At 59.2% G+C, this 17,655-nt stretch carries 20 protein-coding genes; 10 read left to right on the top strand and 10 right to left on the bottom strand.

What is annotated here, in order from left to right:
* Positions 1-40 precede the first annotated feature (40 nt).
* The 5 genes from O3A94_00335 to O3A94_00315 all read right to left on the bottom strand — a co-directional run bounded on the left by O3A94_00335 (position 41) and on the right by O3A94_00315 (position 3,855).
* Positions 41-496 carry a hypothetical protein gene (locus tag O3A94_00335; GenBank protein ID MDA1354695.1) on the bottom strand — a complete coding sequence of 152 codons (456 nt, stop codon included), beginning with the start codon at positions 494-496 and terminating at the stop codon, positions 41-43.
* Between the two features lie 74 nt (positions 497-570).
* Complete coding sequence (locus O3A94_00330) at positions 571-756, bottom strand: hypothetical protein (GenBank protein MDA1354694.1); 186 nt, start codon at positions 754-756, stop codon at positions 571-573.
* Between the two features lie 344 nt (positions 757-1,100).
* Entirely contained in the window at positions 1,101-1,523 is a 423-nt protein-coding gene (locus tag O3A94_00325) for a nuclear transport factor 2 family protein (protein ID MDA1354693.1), read from the bottom strand.
* Positions 1,524-1,570: 47 nt separating this feature from the next.
* A complete protein-coding gene (locus tag O3A94_00320; GenBank protein MDA1354692.1) occupies positions 1,571-2,398 on the bottom strand; it encodes a polysaccharide deacetylase in 828 nt (275 codons plus the stop codon).
* Positions 2,399-2,451: 53 nt separating this feature from the next.
* Positions 2,452-3,855: a pyridoxal-dependent decarboxylase gene (locus O3A94_00315; GenBank protein MDA1354691.1), complete on the bottom strand. Its 1,404-nt coding sequence runs from the start codon at positions 3,853-3,855 to the stop codon at positions 2,452-2,454.
* Between the two features lie 163 nt (positions 3,856-4,018).
* Between O3A94_00315 and O3A94_00310 the strand changes: the two genes are divergently transcribed.
* The 3 genes from O3A94_00310 to O3A94_00300 all read left to right on the top strand — a co-directional run bounded on the left by O3A94_00310 (position 4,019) and on the right by O3A94_00300 (position 6,036).
* Positions 4,019-4,855 (top strand): glucose 1-dehydrogenase, encoded by an 837-nt coding sequence (locus O3A94_00310; protein ID MDA1354690.1) that lies wholly within the window; start codon positions 4,019-4,021, stop codon positions 4,853-4,855.
* 119 nt (positions 4,856-4,974) lie between these two features.
* Positions 4,975-5,178, top strand: coding sequence for a hypothetical protein (locus tag O3A94_00305; protein MDA1354689.1), 204 nt, complete (start codon positions 4,975-4,977; stop codon positions 5,176-5,178).
* Between the two features lie 108 nt (positions 5,179-5,286).
* Positions 5,287-6,036, top strand: a complete 750-nt coding sequence (locus O3A94_00300; GenBank protein MDA1354688.1) for a DUF1028 domain-containing protein — start codon at positions 5,287-5,289, stop codon at positions 6,034-6,036.
* A 16-nt stretch (positions 6,037-6,052) separates the two neighbouring features.
* Here O3A94_00300 and O3A94_00295 read toward each other — a convergent pair whose 3' ends face one another.
* The 5 genes from O3A94_00295 to O3A94_00275 form a co-directional block, all read right to left on the bottom strand.
* Positions 6,053-7,366, bottom strand: coding sequence for a branched-chain amino acid ABC transporter permease (locus O3A94_00295; GenBank protein MDA1354687.1), 1,314 nt, complete (start codon positions 7,364-7,366; stop codon positions 6,053-6,055).
* Positions 7,366-8,376 (bottom strand): branched-chain amino acid ABC transporter permease, encoded by a 1,011-nt coding sequence (locus tag O3A94_00290; protein MDA1354686.1) that lies wholly within the window; start codon positions 8,374-8,376, stop codon positions 7,366-7,368. The genes O3A94_00295 and O3A94_00290 overlap by 1 nt, the downstream gene beginning before the upstream one ends.
* Positions 8,377-8,393: 17 nt before the next feature.
* Positions 8,394-9,098: an ABC transporter ATP-binding protein gene (locus tag O3A94_00285; protein ID MDA1354685.1), complete on the bottom strand. Its 705-nt coding sequence runs from the start codon at positions 9,096-9,098 to the stop codon at positions 8,394-8,396.
* Complete coding sequence (locus tag O3A94_00280) at positions 9,095-9,877, bottom strand: ABC transporter ATP-binding protein (GenBank protein MDA1354684.1); 783 nt, start codon at positions 9,875-9,877, stop codon at positions 9,095-9,097. Before O3A94_00280 ends, O3A94_00285 begins: the two co-directional genes overlap by 4 nt.
* Positions 9,878-9,984: 107 nt before the next feature.
* Positions 9,985-11,205: an ABC transporter substrate-binding protein gene (locus O3A94_00275; GenBank protein MDA1354683.1), complete on the bottom strand. Its 1,221-nt coding sequence runs from the start codon at positions 11,203-11,205 to the stop codon at positions 9,985-9,987.
* 205 nt (positions 11,206-11,410) lie between these two features.
* Here O3A94_00275 and O3A94_00270 point away from each other — a divergent pair, with 205 nt between their 5' ends.
* From O3A94_00270 to O3A94_00240, 7 genes are all read left to right on the top strand, one after another.
* Complete coding sequence (locus tag O3A94_00270) at positions 11,411-11,800, top strand: nuclear transport factor 2 family protein (protein ID MDA1354682.1); 390 nt, start codon at positions 11,411-11,413, stop codon at positions 11,798-11,800.
* Between the two features lie 287 nt (positions 11,801-12,087).
* Positions 12,088-13,002, top strand: coding sequence for a DMT family transporter (locus tag O3A94_00265; protein ID MDA1354681.1), 915 nt, complete (start codon positions 12,088-12,090; stop codon positions 13,000-13,002).
* Positions 13,003-13,081: 79 nt separating this feature from the next.
* Entirely contained in the window at positions 13,082-14,083 is a 1,002-nt protein-coding gene (locus tag O3A94_00260; protein ID MDA1354680.1) for an amidohydrolase family protein, read from the top strand.
* A 5-nt stretch (positions 14,084-14,088) separates the two neighbouring features.
* Positions 14,089-14,820, top strand: coding sequence for an iron-sulfur cluster assembly protein (locus O3A94_00255; protein ID MDA1354679.1), 732 nt, complete (start codon positions 14,089-14,091; stop codon positions 14,818-14,820).
* A gap of 8 nt (positions 14,821-14,828) precedes the next feature.
* Positions 14,829-15,614, top strand: a complete 786-nt coding sequence (locus O3A94_00250; protein MDA1354678.1) for a hypothetical protein — start codon at positions 14,829-14,831, stop codon at positions 15,612-15,614.
* Positions 15,615-15,657: 43 nt separating this feature from the next.
* On the top strand, positions 15,658-16,671 hold the full coding sequence (locus O3A94_00245) for a 1-aminocyclopropane-1-carboxylate deaminase (protein MDA1354677.1): 1,014 nt from the start codon (positions 15,658-15,660) through the stop codon (positions 16,669-16,671).
* Positions 16,672-16,700: 29 nt separating this feature from the next.
* Positions 16,701-17,510 carry an alpha/beta hydrolase gene (locus tag O3A94_00240; protein ID MDA1354676.1) on the top strand — a complete coding sequence of 270 codons (810 nt, stop codon included), beginning with the start codon at positions 16,701-16,703 and terminating at the stop codon, positions 17,508-17,510.
* The last annotated feature ends 145 nt before the right edge of the window (positions 17,511-17,655 follow it).

The raw sequence follows: 17,655 nt of genomic DNA, 5'->3' as shown, positions 1-17,655 counted from the left end.
CATCGCGACACAATTGGCTTAGCCGACGAGCTGCAGCTGCCTAACCGCCGAAATGCCCCGCCTCGATCTCCCATTCGTAAGCCGCCTGCCATCGCTCGGCCATAGCCTCGGCGCGGGCGATCTGCTCACCGCTCAAAGCCGTGGCAATCGTTTCGCGGTTTTCTAAGGCGTCCTGGCTGCCCTGCATGCCGGCCAGGGTGAACCACATATAGGCCTTGGTGAGATCGCGGATAACGCCCCACCCCTTGGAGTAGTGAAAGGCGAGCTGCCGGAGAGCATTGGCATCGCCACGCCGGCCCATTTGCAAATGGTGGCGCATTTGTTCCTTGTAGCGGTTGCTGCGCACCTGGTGAATCAGGCTCATATCCTGGGCGACATCAATAACCGCCGTCTCGGACAGGCTGATGGCCGTCGCCGCATTGGCGCCCGGCGTGGCTAGCAGAGCAATGCCGCCGAAAACTCCAGCAAACACTGAGATGGCGAGAATTTTGTACATTTATTAGATATAGGGGCTCTTGGGCGAAATACAGCATGTCATCACGCGGGATTGATCAGACTGACTCGCAATATTCAGGGCAGTCGGTATTGCTCCTTGCTAATGCGGCAAAGAATATTCGCCTTGGTTTCTTCGCTGAAGGCCGGATCAGCGATAAATTCCAATAATTCGTCGGCGATCTGCGCCAATGGCATTTCGTGACCATAGTCCGAAGTGCACAGAAGAGGCGTCGATCCGGTCGCATCGTTGGTGTATTTCATCGATCTCTCGTCAAGCTCGGCCGAGAATCGGATGTTTCCCGTCTTATTAGTCCTAGCGCCGGCCCAGATGTCGGATAAAGCATCGATCCCTCGGCGCCTAGTCACTCCAGAACGCCCGATCAGATTCGCGCATCGGTGCGGCGATACTCTCTGTCCTTATTTTTGCGGTCGATCATGATGCTGCGCAACCAGCCGACAAGGCTGGGAAAGATGCTTGAGATTTTCGATCTTCTCGAGATTGCGTAGGCGCCGTCGAAACAGTCGGCGATTTCGCCTTGCTTCCCATCGACATAGCCTTCGCTTTCGAACGCAGCATAAGGCTACTCAGTCATGGTCGCTGCATCTCACTCGGCACGGCGCGTTGCGCCATCGTCCCACGCCCAGCCGACCTGCTCAGTATCCTCGAACACTTGCCAATGCTGGATGACGCCGCTGGAGACGCGAAAATACCAGAAGGTATCCTGCTTGATAAAGCGGTCGGTGCGTTTGGCACGCGAAGTTTCGTTGATCATCACCGCAACATGCTCGCCTTCGCCGAACAGGAGCTTCAGCGTATGATCGCGAATCTCAAGATATTCGGCGAACATCGTAAACGCGTGCGTAATCGAGGTTTTCCCCTCGAAGCGCCCGTTAAACGGCACCTTGGGCGAGCCCGGCGTGATCATCACTGCATCATCGGCCATCAGCCCCAGCATGGTGGCGCCGTCACCGGCGGCAATCGCCGCGAGAAATTGCCGCACGATATCTTTTGCTTTGTTGTCGCTCATGTTTTTCTCTCCTGTATTGAATTATTTCTGACGCTTTCCATACCCGATTATCCGCGACGACTCCATTCCTCAGCGGCCTCTTCCATGGTGAGGAAGGCCGCGCCAAACTTCTGCAAACCCACTATCAGTCGCTCTAACATCAGCATTCGGTGACCACGGCCGCTGACAAAGGGGTGGCAGGTGTAGGTCAGCACTCCCCATTCGGTGCTGCGCCGCATATAGTCGAAATCATCGAGCCAGTTTTGCAGCACACCTTGCGCCGGCATCAAGCCCTGGAGACGGTAATTCTTGGTCTGCACGAACTCGAAATGCGGGTAATCATCGAGGCTCCAACTGATCGGCATCTCAATTAGTGGTGTTTCGGGGCCGAAGTGCATCGGTTGATCGAGCGTGATGACATCGCCGGTGCGGGCGTAATAGGGCGAACAATCGTGCCCCATCATGCTGCTCTCATAGATGAAGCTGTGCTTGATTAAGAGCTCGATGCTATTCTCGCTGAGATCCCAGGCCGGCGAGCGGTAGCCGCGGGCAGGCTTGCCGCTGATCTTTTCGATCACCGTGTTGGCGCGCACCAGGCCAGCTTCCTCTTCGTCCCGCGACATTTGCACCGGAGTCATGTGCGTCCACCCGTGATGGCCGATTTCATGGCCGGCCGCGACCACCTTTTCCGACATTTCGGGGTAGGTTTCCAGCGTATGGCCGGGAATGAACCAGGTCGATTTGATACCGTGGCGGTCCAACAGGCCAAGCATCCGCTCGGCACCGACAACGCCAAATTCGCCGCGCGAAATTGGTGTCGGCGAGTGAAGACCCTGGGCGATCACGCCGGAGACGGCGTCAAAATCGAACGTTAGGCAGGCTATATGTCTGGCCATAATTCTACTCCCCCCATTGAGTACAAATGCACCGGCACGCCTCCATTCGCACTCTAACTTTGGTCTCTGACAAATTCAGAGAGGCATTCGACAACATGGTGCAGTGCGCGTTCATCGGTGCGCCGGCTGATGACACCCAGGCGGAGCGCGTCGGGCTCGCCCGGGCGCAGGCTTTCGGACTTTGCCAGCACGCCCGCAGTGTTCAGATGTCGCACACAATCGCCGGCGCTGAATGCGCCGGTTCGCATAGCCGGATGAATAGCACAGATCACCGGGAGCGGCGTTTCATTGACGATCTCCCAGCCCGCCGCCTTGAGAAGTGCGCGCAGGCGATCACCGAGCGCGGCTTCGCCCTCGATACGGCGCGCCAATTCGTCCGGCCGCAAGATCGAGGTCAGAACGCGCAAGCCGGTGTTGGCGCGCGAGCCCTGCAAGGACAGATAGGCATAATCATGGCGCGCCACGTCGCCGCCCGACACGTTGAACGCCAGTTCGACCGGCTCGCGGTGGCGTGAGAGAAACATGCCCGCGCCGCCAGCGCCGAGCGGTGCCAAGGTCTTGTGCGGATCGAAGATCAGTGAATCCGCCGCATCCAGTCCGTCCAAGCATTGTTGCCTGAGACGCGGCGAAAAGGCGGCGATGCCGCCCCACGGCGCATCGACATGGAACCACGCGCCATGCTTGGCGCACACCTCGCCAATCTCGGCCAAGGGATCGACAATGCCAGAAGGCGTTGCGCCCACGGTGCCTACAACCATAAACGGCAGGAAGTTTCCCGACGCCGCATCCGCAGCCATCGCCCGATCGAGCGCCTCCGGGTCGAGACGAAGATCATCGTCCATCGCGACTTCGCGTAGCGACGCGGCACCAATTAAGTTGCGCGCGTTTTTTCCGATCGAGCCATGAGTCTGGGGCGCGACATAGACAGCCGGGCGCACGCCGAGCGGTGCTGTGCCATGGCGCCAATATTCGTAGGGCTCGGGCGCGCCCGCCTCGTCGCTACAAAGCGCGGCGTTCACCGCCGGGCAGTGCAGGTTGCGTTGCGTGAGACGGTCGGTCAAGGCGACGATCATCGCCGTCATGTTGGCTTCCGTTCCGCAAGCGGTGAAATGGCCGATGGCGGTTTTGGCATCGAACCCGAAGGCGGTGAGGATGAGATCGATGCTGTACTGCTCGAACGCAACCGCAGCCGGATGCTGGCCCACCACCCCGATATTGGCGCCGCGGCGGTTGGTCTCGTCCATCGCGGTGACCGACGCGGCGTCGGCATCGATGCAGAAATACCCCATATTAAACGGGCTTGAGACATCAGTGTCATGCAGATCAGACAGGCGGCGGAAGAGCTGCATCAGCCGGTCGACCGCTATATCGCCCGCGCCGGGGTCGAGATTTTGTTGAACCGCTTCGTAGAGCGATTCGATAGCGGGCGCCGGGCGGGTTGCGGGAGGGTGCAGCATGTCATGGCCTCTTGATTTCTGAGCGGCGGATGCGCGCGTGGGGAATTTCAGCTTACGCCATCCGCCTCCCATTTCCCATCGCCACCAGGCTTGTTCGCCGTAGATGCGCGCGTTACCGTTTTTGTACAAAGTGGAATAGAGCGGAATTTGGGAGGCGAGCGGCGTGGCAGGTAGATTGGAAGGCAAGGTCGCCGTTGTGACTGGCGGCACCAGCGGCATCGGTGCGCGTACCGTGGAAATATTCGTCGCCGAGGGCGCGCGAGTGGCTATTGCCGGGCGAACGGTGGAGAAAGGCGAGCGCCTGGCCGAAGCGCTCGGCGATGCCGCGATATTCGTCAAAACCGATGTCGCCAAGGAAGCCGATATCGAAGCCCTGGTAGCACGGGCGGTCGAGCATTTCGGGCGCCTCGACTGCCTGTTCAACAATGCCGGCATTCCCGGACCCAACGAGCCGATCGCGCACATCTCCTGGGAGGGCTATGTCCAAACCATGAATGTGAACGTCGGCGGCGTACTGATGGGCATGAAGCATGCTGCGCGAGTGATGAAGCGTCAGGGCTCGGGCAGCATTATCAACAATGCGAGCATTGCCGGCCTGAGAACGGGCTATGGCGACCATCTCTATAGCGCGTCAAAGGCGGCGGTGATCCATGTCACGCGGACCGCGGCGATGGAGCTTGGTGAGCGCGGCATCCGGGTCAATTCGATTTCCCCAGGCGCGATCCTCACACCTGTCTTCGGCAAGGCCATGGGGCTTTCAACCAGCGATGCCGACGCCACTATCGATAGGTTAGACGCCATGTTCCGCACGCGTCAGCCGATACCGCGCAGCGGCTTGCCGGATGACATCGCGCACGCCGCGGTCTTTCTCGCCAGCGACGAGGCGAGCTTCGTCAACGGCCATGATCTTACCGTCGATGGCGGCATGACCGGCGGCCGTGGCTGGTCGGAATCAGCCACCGCCATGAAGCAGTTGGCCAAAGCGCTAAAGGAGAGTTAACCGCTAAGCTCGATCTCTCGGGCGACGCGACGCGACGGCTCCGGCCCATTTACAGGCGTAGGGATTTCTTTGATAATGACGGCTCGCGCGGATAGAATCGAAGAAAGAGCGAAACCTAGATGGTATCCCTGCTAAGAAATAATCCGGTCCTCAGCTTGCGGCCCTTGACCTTCATTGCCGTGGCGATCCTGTTCGCCGGCGCGGCCGCCTGGCACGGAGAGATTTTTTCTTCCACCGCCTGGGCGTTCGACCACATCACACAGAGCTATCTGGTGCGCTATATCGATACGGTGGGCATGGGGATTGGTGCCTGCTTTGGCTGAGCGTTAATCACGGGCGCTGGCCGAGCGTGCTAACCGAGGGCGCGAATCGTGTTCCCGCAGATCTTTCACTTCGTAAGGCTATGAACGCCGCGGCCAAAGGAGCCTGTCGTGACATTTTCTATCGTTGCCCGGGATGAACAGACCGGGGCGTTCGGCGCCTGCGGATACACCGACATTGCCGGCTATGGCAGCATTGTCCCGCATGTCAGCTTGCTAGGTGCGGTGGCAACACAAGCCTATGCCAACGTCGACAATGGTCTGCGCATGATGGAGCTTCTTGAATCCGGGACATTGGCGGCGGCAGCCGGCGACGCGATCATTGCTGCAGACGATGGCCGCGACATGCGCCAACTCCTCGCCATCGGCGCGCAGAACGATCACTTCGCCTGGAGTGGTGAGCAAATCATTCCGTGGAAAGGGCATCTGGTGCGCGGAGATCATGTCGTCGGCGCCAATTGCATTAAATCCGAGCGCGTTCTCAGCGCGATTTCCGAGGCTTATGACGCAGCGGCAGGCGAGGATTTCACGCTTCGCCTGATCCTCGCCATTCAAGCAGGAGAGGCAGCGGGCGGCCATGTCGATACGGTTGAAGTGGTCGATGAAAAGACCGGATCGCTGCGGGTGATTCCAACAAAAGAAGTCTTCGGCAGCTCGATGTCGGCAGCAGTGATTGTGGCGTCGCCTCAACCGGAGATGTGGCATAATCTGCGCGTCGACGCCCATCCAAACGCCATCGGCGAACTATCACAAGTTTATCGCGATGCGCAGGAATCGGCGAACCGCGTGGCGGCATTTTACCAGGGCGCGATTCGGATCAAGCCGTATTACTGGCGGCGCATCGGCGCGCCGAAGAAATAATTCGGCGCCGCGCCTCTCATCGTCGCATCACCTCCGGTATGAGGCCGCGCGGCGCGAAGCGCATCACCACCAGCAAAATAACCCCCATGATGATGAGACGCATATGGGGGGCCGCATCGAGGAGATGGGCCCGGAATGGGCTGTCGTCGGACAAGCCTGCGGTGATGCTGTCCATCAGCCAGAGACCAGCGGGCTCAGCTTCGATCCACACGAACCACACCAGAAAGCCGCCCAGCACCGAGCCCCAATTGTTGCCCGAGCCGCCGATGATCACCATGATCCAGATGAGGAAAGTAAAGCGCAGCGGCTGGTAGGTGCCCGGCGTGAACTGGCCGTCGAGGGTGGTCAGCATGGCGCCGGCGATACCGATGACGCCTGAGCCGATGATGAATATTTGCAAATGGCGGCGCGTGACGTCCTTGCCCATCGCTTCTGCCGCGTCTTCATTGTCGCGGATGGCGCGCATCATGCGGCCCCAGGGCGATTTCAGCGCGCGCTCCGAAAGCGCCACGACGAACAGCAACACAGCCAGAAACAAGGCGGCGTAGCACAGCTTGACGAAGATCGACGAGGCTTCGATTACATCAGAGCCGAACCAGGTGGCAAAATCGGCGAACCACCGTTCGGCCTGTAGATTCACCTCATAGGGCACCGGACGCTCCAGGCCGGTGACGTTCTTCACGCCGCGCGCCAGCCAATCCTCGTTCTTGAGAACAGCGATGACGATCTCGGAAATTCCGAGGGTAGCGATGGCAAAATAATCCGAGCGTAGGCCGAGCGCGACTTTGCCAATAAACCAGGCAACGCCGGCAGCGAGCAGGCCGCCGACAATCCACGACAAGATGATCGGCAGGCCGAGGCCGCCGAGATAACCGGTTTTGGCGCTGTTAACCGCTTCGATCGCCTCGGTCGCCGGATCGAAGAAAATGCGAGTGAGAAAATAGCCGGCGATGATCAGGACCGCCGTGGCGAGCGAACGGATCGCGCCGGGGCCAAGCCGGCGGCGAACCACGATCACCACACCGGCTGTCGCCAGCAACACGCCGAGCGACGCCGCGAGCCGCCAGCCACCAGCGGCCCAGGCTTCGCCTACCGGCGCCTTGGAGATCAGCACTGTGGCGAGGCCGCCGACCGCGGCAAAACCCATCACGCCGACATTGAACAAGCCGGCATAGCCCCATTGCATGTTGAGGCCGAGCGCCATGATCGAAGAAATCAGACAGAGATTAAGGATGGTGAGCGCGACCTGCCAAGACTGGCCAAAGCCGACGGCAGCCAGCATCGCCGCCATGACAGCGAACAGGAGCGGCGCACGGAGTACGGGATTCATCACGAGTTCCCGCGGAATATGCCGGTCGGGCGCACCAGCAGCACGACCACCAGGATGATGAAGGAAATGGCGAATTTATAATCGGTCGAGAGAAACTGCACCAAGCTCTCAGGCGCCCAGTCATCAGGCAGCAGATAGCGCAGGAATTTCCTATAAGCGTAGGTGATGGTCACCTCGGAAAAGGCGATGACGAAACCACCGACCACGGCGCCGAGAGGATTACCAATACCGCCGACAATGGCGGCGGCAAAAATCGGCAGCAACAGCTGAAAATAGGTGAATGGTTTGAAACTTTTATCGAGGCCGTAGAGCGTGCCGGCGATGGCCGCCAACGACGCCGCGATCACCCAGGCATAAAACACGACGCGCTCCGGGCTGACTCCGGACAGCAGCGCCAAATCTTCATTGTCGGAATAAGCGCGCATCGCCTTACCGGTGCGCGATTTCTGCAAGAAGCGAAATAGCGATACCACGACAATCAGAGTCACCAGGACAGTCACGCCTTGCGTCAGCTTGATCGCCAAGCCCTCATGCAGGCCGGTCGCCTTTTTGAACTCGCTCGCCTTGATGATAAAACGCGCGCCGTCGGTAAAGCGCTGATCGTTCGGTCCGATGATGAAACGTACGATGCCGTTCATCACAAACATGACGCCGATCGAAGTCAGGATATAGATGACCGAAGGCGCCTTGCGGCGGCGGTAAAAGCGATAGACCAGGCGGTCGGTGCCAAGGCTCATCGCAATGGCGGCTACAATACCGATCGGCAGCGCCAAGAGCGCCACTGGCAGCGGCGCAATACTGACGCCCATAGATTGGAACCACCAGGTGAAGAGAATCACCACCATGGTGCCGAACGCCATCAGATCGCCATGCGCGAAATTGGCGAAGCGTAAAATGCCGTAAATGATCGTCACGCCGAGCGCACCCAGCGCCAATTGCGAGCCATAGGCCAGGCCCGGCACAAGAACAAAATTAGTGAGCAGAACCAGGGCGTCGAGGAAATCTGTCATCGGAGCCCCTCCCTCGCTCAGCCGCCGAGGAACGAGCGGCGCACTTCAGGGTTTTCAAGAAGCGCCTGGCCGCTATCGGTAAAGCGGTTCTCGCCCGTCACCAGCACATAGCCGCGATCGGCGATGGCCAGAGCCTGGGCGGCGTTCTGTTCGACCATCAGGACCGCGATGCCGCTATTGCGGATCTCGATGATGCGGTCGAACAGCTCGTCCATGACGATCGGCGAAACGCCGGCGGTGGGCTCATCCAACATGAGGACGCGCGGCTGCATCATCAGTGCCCGTGCTACGGCGACCTGCTGGCGCTGACCGCCCGACAGTTCACCGGCAATCTGGCGGCTCTTTTCCTTGAGGATGGGAAAAAGCTCAAGGATTTGCTCCATGGTGGCGGAGTAATCATCATCGCGCAGATAGGCGCCCATTTCGAGATTCTCGCGCACCGTCATGCTGGTAAAAATATTCGAAGTTTGCGGCACAAAGCCCATGCCGCGGCGCACGCGTTCCTGCGGGCTGAGGCGGGTGATATCTTCGCCGTCGAGGCGCACCGAGCCTTCGCGCAAATCTAACATGCCAAACACCGCCTTCATCGCGGTGGATTTACCGGCGCCGTTGGGGCCGACGATGACGACGATTTCGCCGAGCTCAACGTCGATAGTGCAACCATGCAAAATATCGGCCGCGCCATAGCCGCCGGTCATGTTCTCACCGATAAGGAAACTCATGCAGGCACGTTCGCGCGGTTCTTGAGGCCGGTGCCGAGATAAGCCTCGATCACCCGGGCATCGGATTTTACTTCTGCGGCACTGCCCTCCATCAAGACAGCGCCCTCGGCCATGACGATCACCGGATCGCACAGGCGCGAGATGAAATCCATGTCATGCTCGATCATGCAAAAGGTATAACCGCGCTCGGTGTTGAGCCGTTGGATGGCATCGCCGATGGTGCGCAGGAGTGTACGATTCACACCGGCGCCGACTTCATCGAGAAAGACGATCTTGGCCTCGACCATCATGGTGCGGCCGAGTTCCAGGAGTTTTTTCTGACCGCCGGAAAGGTTGCCCGCCGGCTCCTGGGCAAGGTGGCTGAGACCGAGGAACTCAAGCACCTCTTCGGCTTTGGCGCGAATAGCGGCCTCTTCTTCGCGCACCAGCCGGGGGCGAAACCAGGCGTCGAGCAGGCGCTCGCCGTGCTGTCCGCCCGGTACCATCATCAGATTTTCGGTGACGGTCAGGGTGGTGAATTCATGCGCGATTTGGAAGGTGCGCAGGACCCCCTTATGAAACAACTCATGCGGTTTGAGGCCGGTAATGTCTTTGTCATTGAGATATACGCGGCCTGACGTCGGCCGGAAAGCGCCGGCGATGACGTTGAACAGCGTTGTTTTGCCGGCACCATTGGGGCCGATCAAACCGGTGATGGAGCCCGCCGAGATTTCCAGGCTGGCGCCATCCACGGCTCGCAGGCCGCCAAAACGTTTATGAAGGTTTTCGACGCGGATCATCGTCCGCATTCACTAGACAAGCGCCGATCCTGCTACGCGTCGGATCGGCCCCCTGTCAGGCGCGGCGACGGCCCGGTAAACTACCGGGCCGCCACACGTCACCTTGCCTAGTGAACCTTAATGGTTTTGAAAGCGCCGTCCATGACTTCAAGCTCTTTATAAGAACCTGCCGCCTCGCCCGGGCCGATCAGCTCGACATTTGTCGCGCCTTGATAATCGATCTCACCACCATCGGCTAGAATCTGCAGTGCCTTGCCAAGTTCGCCCGGCAGAATCTGCTCGCCCGGTGCATTAGCTACGGCCAGCATGTTCGCCTGGATGGAGCTGCGATCAGCGGAACCGCCGGCCTGAATCGCCAAAGCGATCAAGGCCGCCGCATCGTAGGATTCGGCGCGGAACGGTCCGTCACCATCAACGCCGCCGGCGGTGGCAACATCGAGGAACAACTTAGCGCCTTTTGATTCGGAGCCCGGCAGCGTGCCGATAGTGCCGTTCAGACCGGCGCCGATGCTATCAATCAGCGACTGTCCGATCATGCCATCCGCGAGTACGAAAGCGTCAAAAGCGCCGGTGTCGAGCGAGGTCTGAATGATGCCCTTGCCACCCTGATCAAGATAGCCAAGCACCACCAGATGCGCCGAACCCGAGGCTGCAAGCGCGCCCACTTCGGCGGAATAATCGCCCTTGCCATCTTCATGCGCAGCATTCATTTCAACTTTACCGCCCTGCGCTTGGAACGCGGCGATGAAGCTATCCGCCAAGCCTTTGCCGTAATCATTGTTGGTGTAGGTGACGGCGACATTAGAAATGCCTCGCGATTTCAACACATCGGCCAAAACCTGACCCTGACGGGCATCGGACGGCGCGGTACGGAAGAAAAAGCCTTTGTCCTCGATGGTCGAAAGGGCTGGCGAAGTGGCGGATGGTGACACCATCACCACACCATTCGGCACCGCTGTGTTGTTGGCGATGGCGGTGGTCACGCCGGAACAATCGGCGCCCATGATGGCGACGACGGAATCGGACGTGATGAGGCGCTCGGCCGCAGCCGTTGCCGCGGCTGAATCGACGCAGGTCGAATCGGCACGGACTGCGACCAGAGCCTTACCACCCAGGAGCTTGCCGGAATCCGTAACCTCTTTCATCGCCAGTTCCGCCGAAGCAGCCATGCCCGGAGTCAGCGATTCAATGGGACCGGTAAAGCCGAGAATAATTCCGACCTTAATTTCGTGGCCATCGGCCTTGGCGGCAGGCGCCAGCCCAATGCTGGTCGCTGCCACGAACGCGGCTGCTGCCGCCGCGCTGAGAATCCTGTTTGATAACTTCATTTCCCTGTATCTTCCTAGTTATTTGTCGGCTTGTTAATCGACAGCGGCGATTCATCGCCGCCCTCGTATTTCACTAACAACCTTCTATTGTGAGACATGCGGCCCTCAATATCCAGCAGACAATTAGTGGGTATAGCGGATTGATTTCCGCACAAATCCGGATAGCGTGGCGCACGAGTTGCCAACAGCGCCAGCGGGGAGCGGCATGAACGAAACCGAGCAAAGAAATCTCAAGACCATCACCGACGTCTGCGAAGCCTTCAACCGCCACGACGCCGAGGCCATACTGGCGCAATTTGCAGAGGACAGCGCCTGGCTGACCTCGCGCGGCGCACAGCCGGACGGGCAAACGCTTTACGGCAAGCCAGCTATCGCCGCGATGCTAAAGCAACGCTTCTCTTCAATTCCCGACATGGCATGGGAAATTCACAGCCATTGGGTCGGTGGCAATCGCGGCTGTTCGGAATGGACCGTGACAGGGACCGAATCCAACGGCAATCGCCTTAACTGGATGGGCTGCGATCTCTGGGTGCTGCGCGCCGACGGCATGATCACGCGCAAGGACACCTACTGGAAATATGCCGGCGACGAGTAGTTGATTTAGAAGAGCGGGTAATCTTCCGACCGCGTGATTTCGCGGCGCCCCTTGCCGAAGGTATTAGTCAAGTTGGCCATAACGGCTTGCGCAGTGGGCGGCAGTGCGTCAGCCAGCCATACGCCGGCATTTTATCGAATGCCGTCATCTCGCATCCGCGCTCCGAAACCCCGTCGAACAGTAATGCCGATGGCCATTGAGGCAAACATGGGTGCACTCGACGAAGTTGCGGCGCATAAGAAAATCTATGCTTGTGTGTGGCGGTGATGCCGGGCAAGCTATGGGCCATGAAAATTTCCTCGGGCCTGTTGATACCGACCTTTCTGCTGCTGCTTGGCGGCACTTCGTACGGCAGTATATTTACGGCTAACAAATTGGCGGTGGACGCCGGCATGCCGGCCTTCGCTTATGCATTTTGGCAGATCGTCATCGCCTCCGCGGTGCTGTTGCCGGTCTCGATGTTGCTGCGCTCGCCGCCAAAATTAAGCCTGCGCCATTTGCGGGTCTATGGCCTGGTGGCTGTCGTCGGACTGTCAGGCCCAACCATCATCATCGTCACCCTGGCGAATAAGCTGCCGCCGTCTGTCATCACGCTGGCGGCGGCGCTGATCGCTTCGGCGACCTATCTGCTCGCCCTTGCCGTGCGCAGTGAATCGTTCCGCTGGCTCGCGCTGTTGGGCGTGGTGCTCGGCTTCGGCGGGGTGCTGTTCATCGTGTTGCCGGAAGACGGCCTGCCCGATCAAGCGGCGGCAGGTTGGGTGCTGTTCGCGCTGCTGCTACCCGCGAGTGCCGCTGTCAATAATGTGTTTACTGCCAGGTTGATGCCGCCAGACGTGAATTCGCTTGCGCTCACCACCGGGCTGATGACGCTCAGCGCGCTCCTGCTCTTTATCATTATGCTCGTGACCGACGGGCCAGTGGCGCTTACCCATGCCGGCGTCGATGCTGTTTGGCCGACGCTTTGGGCGAGCGCAGCGACCGTTGTGACGTATCTTTGTTTTTTCGAAATATTGCGTCGCGCTGGAGGGGTATTTTTCGCCCAGATCAATTATGTCGTCGTCGCGGCGGGGGTGGTGTGGGCTTATCTTCTGTTCGGCGACGAACCCAACATTTGGCTGTGGGCCGCCATTGCCATCATTGCGCTTGGACTTGCGGTAATGAATTACTCGAAATCCAGAACAGTGCGTAGCGCGAAAGTTTGAGTTTGAGAGTTTCATAGGCAGATTCGCAAACTGCCATTAGGCTAGGCCGCAAGAACAAAATACGGGCGAGGGAGAGCAGATGTATAAGACCGGCGACGGTGAAGAAATCTTTGTGGTCGACGCGCATATTCATTTATGGGACGCGCGGCCAGAAAATCAACGCAACATTCATGGCGCACAATTCATCAACTGCTTTCACGATTATCACAAAGCGCTGAGCCCGGCGGAGTATCTTTGGACGGCGGAGAAGTTTCAGCACTATGGCAGCGACGCGCTGTATGAAGACCTGTTCGTGAACGGCTATGCCGATATGGCGATCTGCCAGCCAACCTATCTCAAGGAATTCTATAATACCGGCTTCAACACAACCGAGCAGAACTCTAAATTACGCGATAAATATCCTGACCGCATTATATTGAATGGCGCCTTCGACCCGCGCGACGGCGAACCCGGATTGGAGGCGCTGGAAGCGCTGGTCGAGACCTATGGCCTTCAAGGCGTAAAACTCTATACCGCCGAGTGGCGTGGCGATTCGAAGGGCTACAAGCTCAGCGATCCGTGGGCCAAGCGCTATTTGGAGAAGGCTCAGTCGCTTGGCATCAAGAATGTCCATGTCCACAAAGGCCCGACCATCCTGCCGCTCAACCGCGATGCTTTCGATGTGGCAGACATTGATGACGCGGCGACCGATTTTCCCGAACTGAATTTTATCGTCGATCATGTCGGCCTGCCGCGCCTCGACGATTTCTGCTGGATCGCCGTGCAGGAGCCCAACGTCTATGGCGGCCTCGCTGTGGCCTCGGCATTCGTCCATGCGCGGCCGCGTTATTTCGCCGAGATGATGGCGGAACTGCTGTTTTGGGTCGGCGAGGACCGCCTGCTGTTCGCCAGCGATTACGGCATCTGGCAGCCCAAATGGCTGATCGAAAAATTCATGGCGTTCGAAATGCCCGAAGACCTCAAGGCCGAGACCGGCGTCGATCTCACACCTGAGGCAAAGCGTAAAATCCTTGGCCTCAACGCGGCCAAGCTCTATGGCATCGATGTCGATGCCAAGAAAGCCACGCTCGGCGCGGCTTGATGCCCATGGATGCACCTCTGCCGCAATCTGGCGACCCGCGCCTGGACGATGTGTGGGCCCGCCTCGCCACGGTAAGCGATCCGGAGCTAGACGAATCTGTTGCCGCTATGGGCTTCGTCGAATCGGTCGAGCTCGGCGCCGACGGCGATGTGCGCATCGGCTTGCGCTTGCCGACATTTTGGTGCGCGCCCAATTTTGCATTTCTCATGGCACACGACATGCGCGAAGCGGTGGAGAGACTCGATTGGGTGACCCGCGCCAAAATTACTCTCAGCGATCATTGCCACGCCGAGGAGATTAACCGCGGCGTTGGAAGCGGGCACTCCTTCGCCGAAACCTTCCCCGGCCAGGCTACCGCAGAACTTGATGAACTGCGTGTCACCTTCCGCCGTAAGGCCTTTCAAGGCCGCCAGGAAGTGCTGTTGCGCCGCCTGCTGGCCGATGGTTTCACAGCGACGCAACTGTGCGCCATGCGGATCAGCGCTTTGGCGGCGCTCGAATTGGCCGACGCTGAAGGCGCACGGATGTGCCAGCGTTATCTCGAAATACGCGGCGAGTTCGGTGGCCCGGCGGAAGGGAGCGATGCGGCGTTCTCGACATCCGAGGGCGAGGACCTGAGCCCCGAAAATTTCACCGAATATCTCAAGGATTTGCGCCGCGTGCGCATGAATGCCGCGTTCAACGCCAATATGTGCCGCAGCCTGTTGAAAACCCGCTACGGCGAGGCCGGCGAATAGGCGATTAATTGTTTTGGCTGCGCGCCTTAATTCTGGCCGGCACGCTGACCGGGAGCGCCGGCATTGCGCTGGCCGAAGAATACCCGCCGCGCTGGTCTCCTGCCCTCAGCCTGAATTCTCTCGACGATCTTGAACGCCGCGTGCAGGCGCCGCTTTGGAATCGGGCGGGAATCATCTTGGCGCGTCGCTGGCGCTATGTCGGGCAGGGACAGGCCCCGGATCCTGTCGAGCCCCATCGCATTGTTTCCTGCGCCGACTATTGGGCAGCGGATCTGGCGCATCTCAAGACCGGCTCGCAAAGCGACCATAATCTGCTCGGGGAATTCGCCGCCACCTGTACGGCGCTGAATGCGCTCCGCTCGGCCCAATCGGCACGCAAGAGCTTCGTCAGCGATTTCCGTCTCGACGAACGGGCCGCGGATGTTCTCCCTGCCGGAATCGCCATCCCGATCAATCCAGTGGAGCAACGTGACATCGATACCGCCAACGCCAAAGGTTGGTCATGGCGCCAATGGCATGGGAGCCGCAAAAGCGGGCTCGAGACGGCGCTGGAAGCGACGGACGGAAGCGTCACGTTTGAGTGGACGCGCGTCAGAAGCCGCATGGAGATCCTCGCCTCCGGCGATTTTAGCGGCGACGGCGTCGAGGATTTATTGCTGCGTGTGTCAGAATGGCCGGGCTACGCGCACGCTTCACGTAGCAAGGCGTTGCTTGTCACCCGGCAGAAAGAAGGGGCGCCAATGCATATTTTATCTTGGCCCCGGACGGACGAAACCGCCATTCACGACAAATAGGCTAAATTGATGCGAAATTTTCGCCCAATCATGAGGTGCTGCAATGCTGGCAAAATTTGAACGCTACCCGCTCACCTTCGGCCCGACGCCGATCGAGAAATTGAGCCGACTGTCCGATCATCTCGGCGGCGGAATAGAGATTTTTGCCAAGCGCGAGGACTGCAATTCCGGCCTTGCCTTTGGCGGCAATAAGATTCGCAAGCTCGAATATATCGTACCGGATGCCATCGCCACCAACGCCGATACCTTAGTTACCATTGGCGGCGTTCAATCGAACCACACCCGTCAGGTCGCCGCCGTGGCGGCCAAACTCGGCATGAAGTGCCGCCTCGTGCTGGAAGGCTGGGTGCCGTTCGAGGATGCGGTCTATGACCGGGTCGGCAACATTCTGATGAGCCGCGTGATGGGCGCGGAAATCGAACTAGTGAACGAGGGCTTCGATATCGGCATCCGCGAGAGCTGGACGCGCGCGCTCGACGATGTCCGGGCGAAAGGCGGCAAGCCCTACGCCATTCCCGCCGGCGCGAGCGTGCACAAATTGGGCGGCCTCGGCTATGTCGGCTTTGCCGAAGAGGTGCGCGCCCAGGAAGCGGAGATGGGCATCAGATTCGACAACGTCATTGTCTGCAGCGTCACCGGGTCAACTCATGCCGGCATGATCGTTGGATTTGCCAAGGACGGCAGGGCGCGGAACGTGATCGGCATCGACGCGTCGGCAACACCGGCGCAGACCAAAGCGCAAATTCTAGACATTGCGCAAAAGACCGCAGAGCTGGTCGAACTCGGCCAGGATATCAGCGCGGAGGACGTCATCCTCAACGAAGACTATGCCTATCCCTGCTACGGCGTTCCGTCGGAAGAAACCAACGAGGCGATCCGTCTCTGCGCTCGCATGGAAGGCATGATGACTGATCCGGTCTACGAAGGAAAATCGATGCAGGGGATGATCGATTTGGTGCGCAAGGGCTTTTTCCCTGCCGGCTCGAGAGTCTTGTACGCCCATCTTGGTGGCGTCCCAGCGATCAATGCCTACAGCTATATCTACCGCAACGGCTGAGACTCCAAACAGTTGAAAGGAACATGATCATGGCGAAAATTCGCATTAACGATCAGCTCGAACTTGCCTACGAAGAAAGCGGCGCCGGACGGCCGATCGTCTTTCTACACGGCGTTTGGATGAGCGCGCGTTTTTTCTACAAGCAGCTACCGGCGCTCGGGGAAAATCATCATGCCATCGCGCTCGATTTGCGCGGCCATGGCGGCTCCTCCCATACGCCGGACGGGCACACCATGGCGACCTATGCTCAGGATGTGCACGCCTTCCTCAAGGCCAAGAACCTCAGCGACGCGGTGCTGGTTGGCTGGTCGATGGGCTGCATGGTGGTGTGGGATTATTTTAAGCAGTTCGGCGGCGACAATATCGCCGCCGCGATATTGGTCGAACAGACGCCGACGGATTTCAAATGGCCGGACTGGGAGCATGGCCTGTTCGATCTGCCCGCCCTCATTCACATGATGTCGGAAGTGCAAACCGGGCGCGAGGCAATATTCCGCGGGTTCGTGCCGATGATGTTCAAGGAACCGCCGGCGCAACAAGAAATCGAGTGGATGGTGGCCGAGAACATGCGCATCCCAGCGAGCATCGCCAGCGCCGTGCTGTTCGATCAAACCGTGCAGGATTACCGCCCCGATGTATCCAAGGTCTCGGTTCCCAGCCTGGTAATCTCAGGCGCCGCGGAGAATAAGTTATTGCCGACTGAGGCGATCCGCTTCGTGCATGAGAATATTTCCGGCTCGCAATTTTCGCTCTATGAAGACAGCAGCCACTGCCCGTTCCTGGAAGAGACCGAGCGATTCAACCAAGAAGTCGATGAATTCGTCCGGTCCCTCGCATAGGTGCAATGGCGGCAATCAGGTGAAATCGGCGATATCAACGACGGAGCCGCGACGCTCGTTGTCGTCCGATTGCATTGAACCATCGCTACAGACAAAGTTGGACACGGTTGGTTGTCCCGAATGGTTGCCGCCGGCCTGCCGGGAA

The sequence above is a fragment of the Pseudomonadota bacterium genome (assembly GCA_027624955.1).
Lineage (GTDB): Bacteria > Pseudomonadota > Alphaproteobacteria > UBA828 > UBA828 > PTKB01.
The sequence above is the reverse complement of the archived record's forward strand: the minus strand, read 5'-3'. Positions and strand labels throughout refer to the sequence as shown.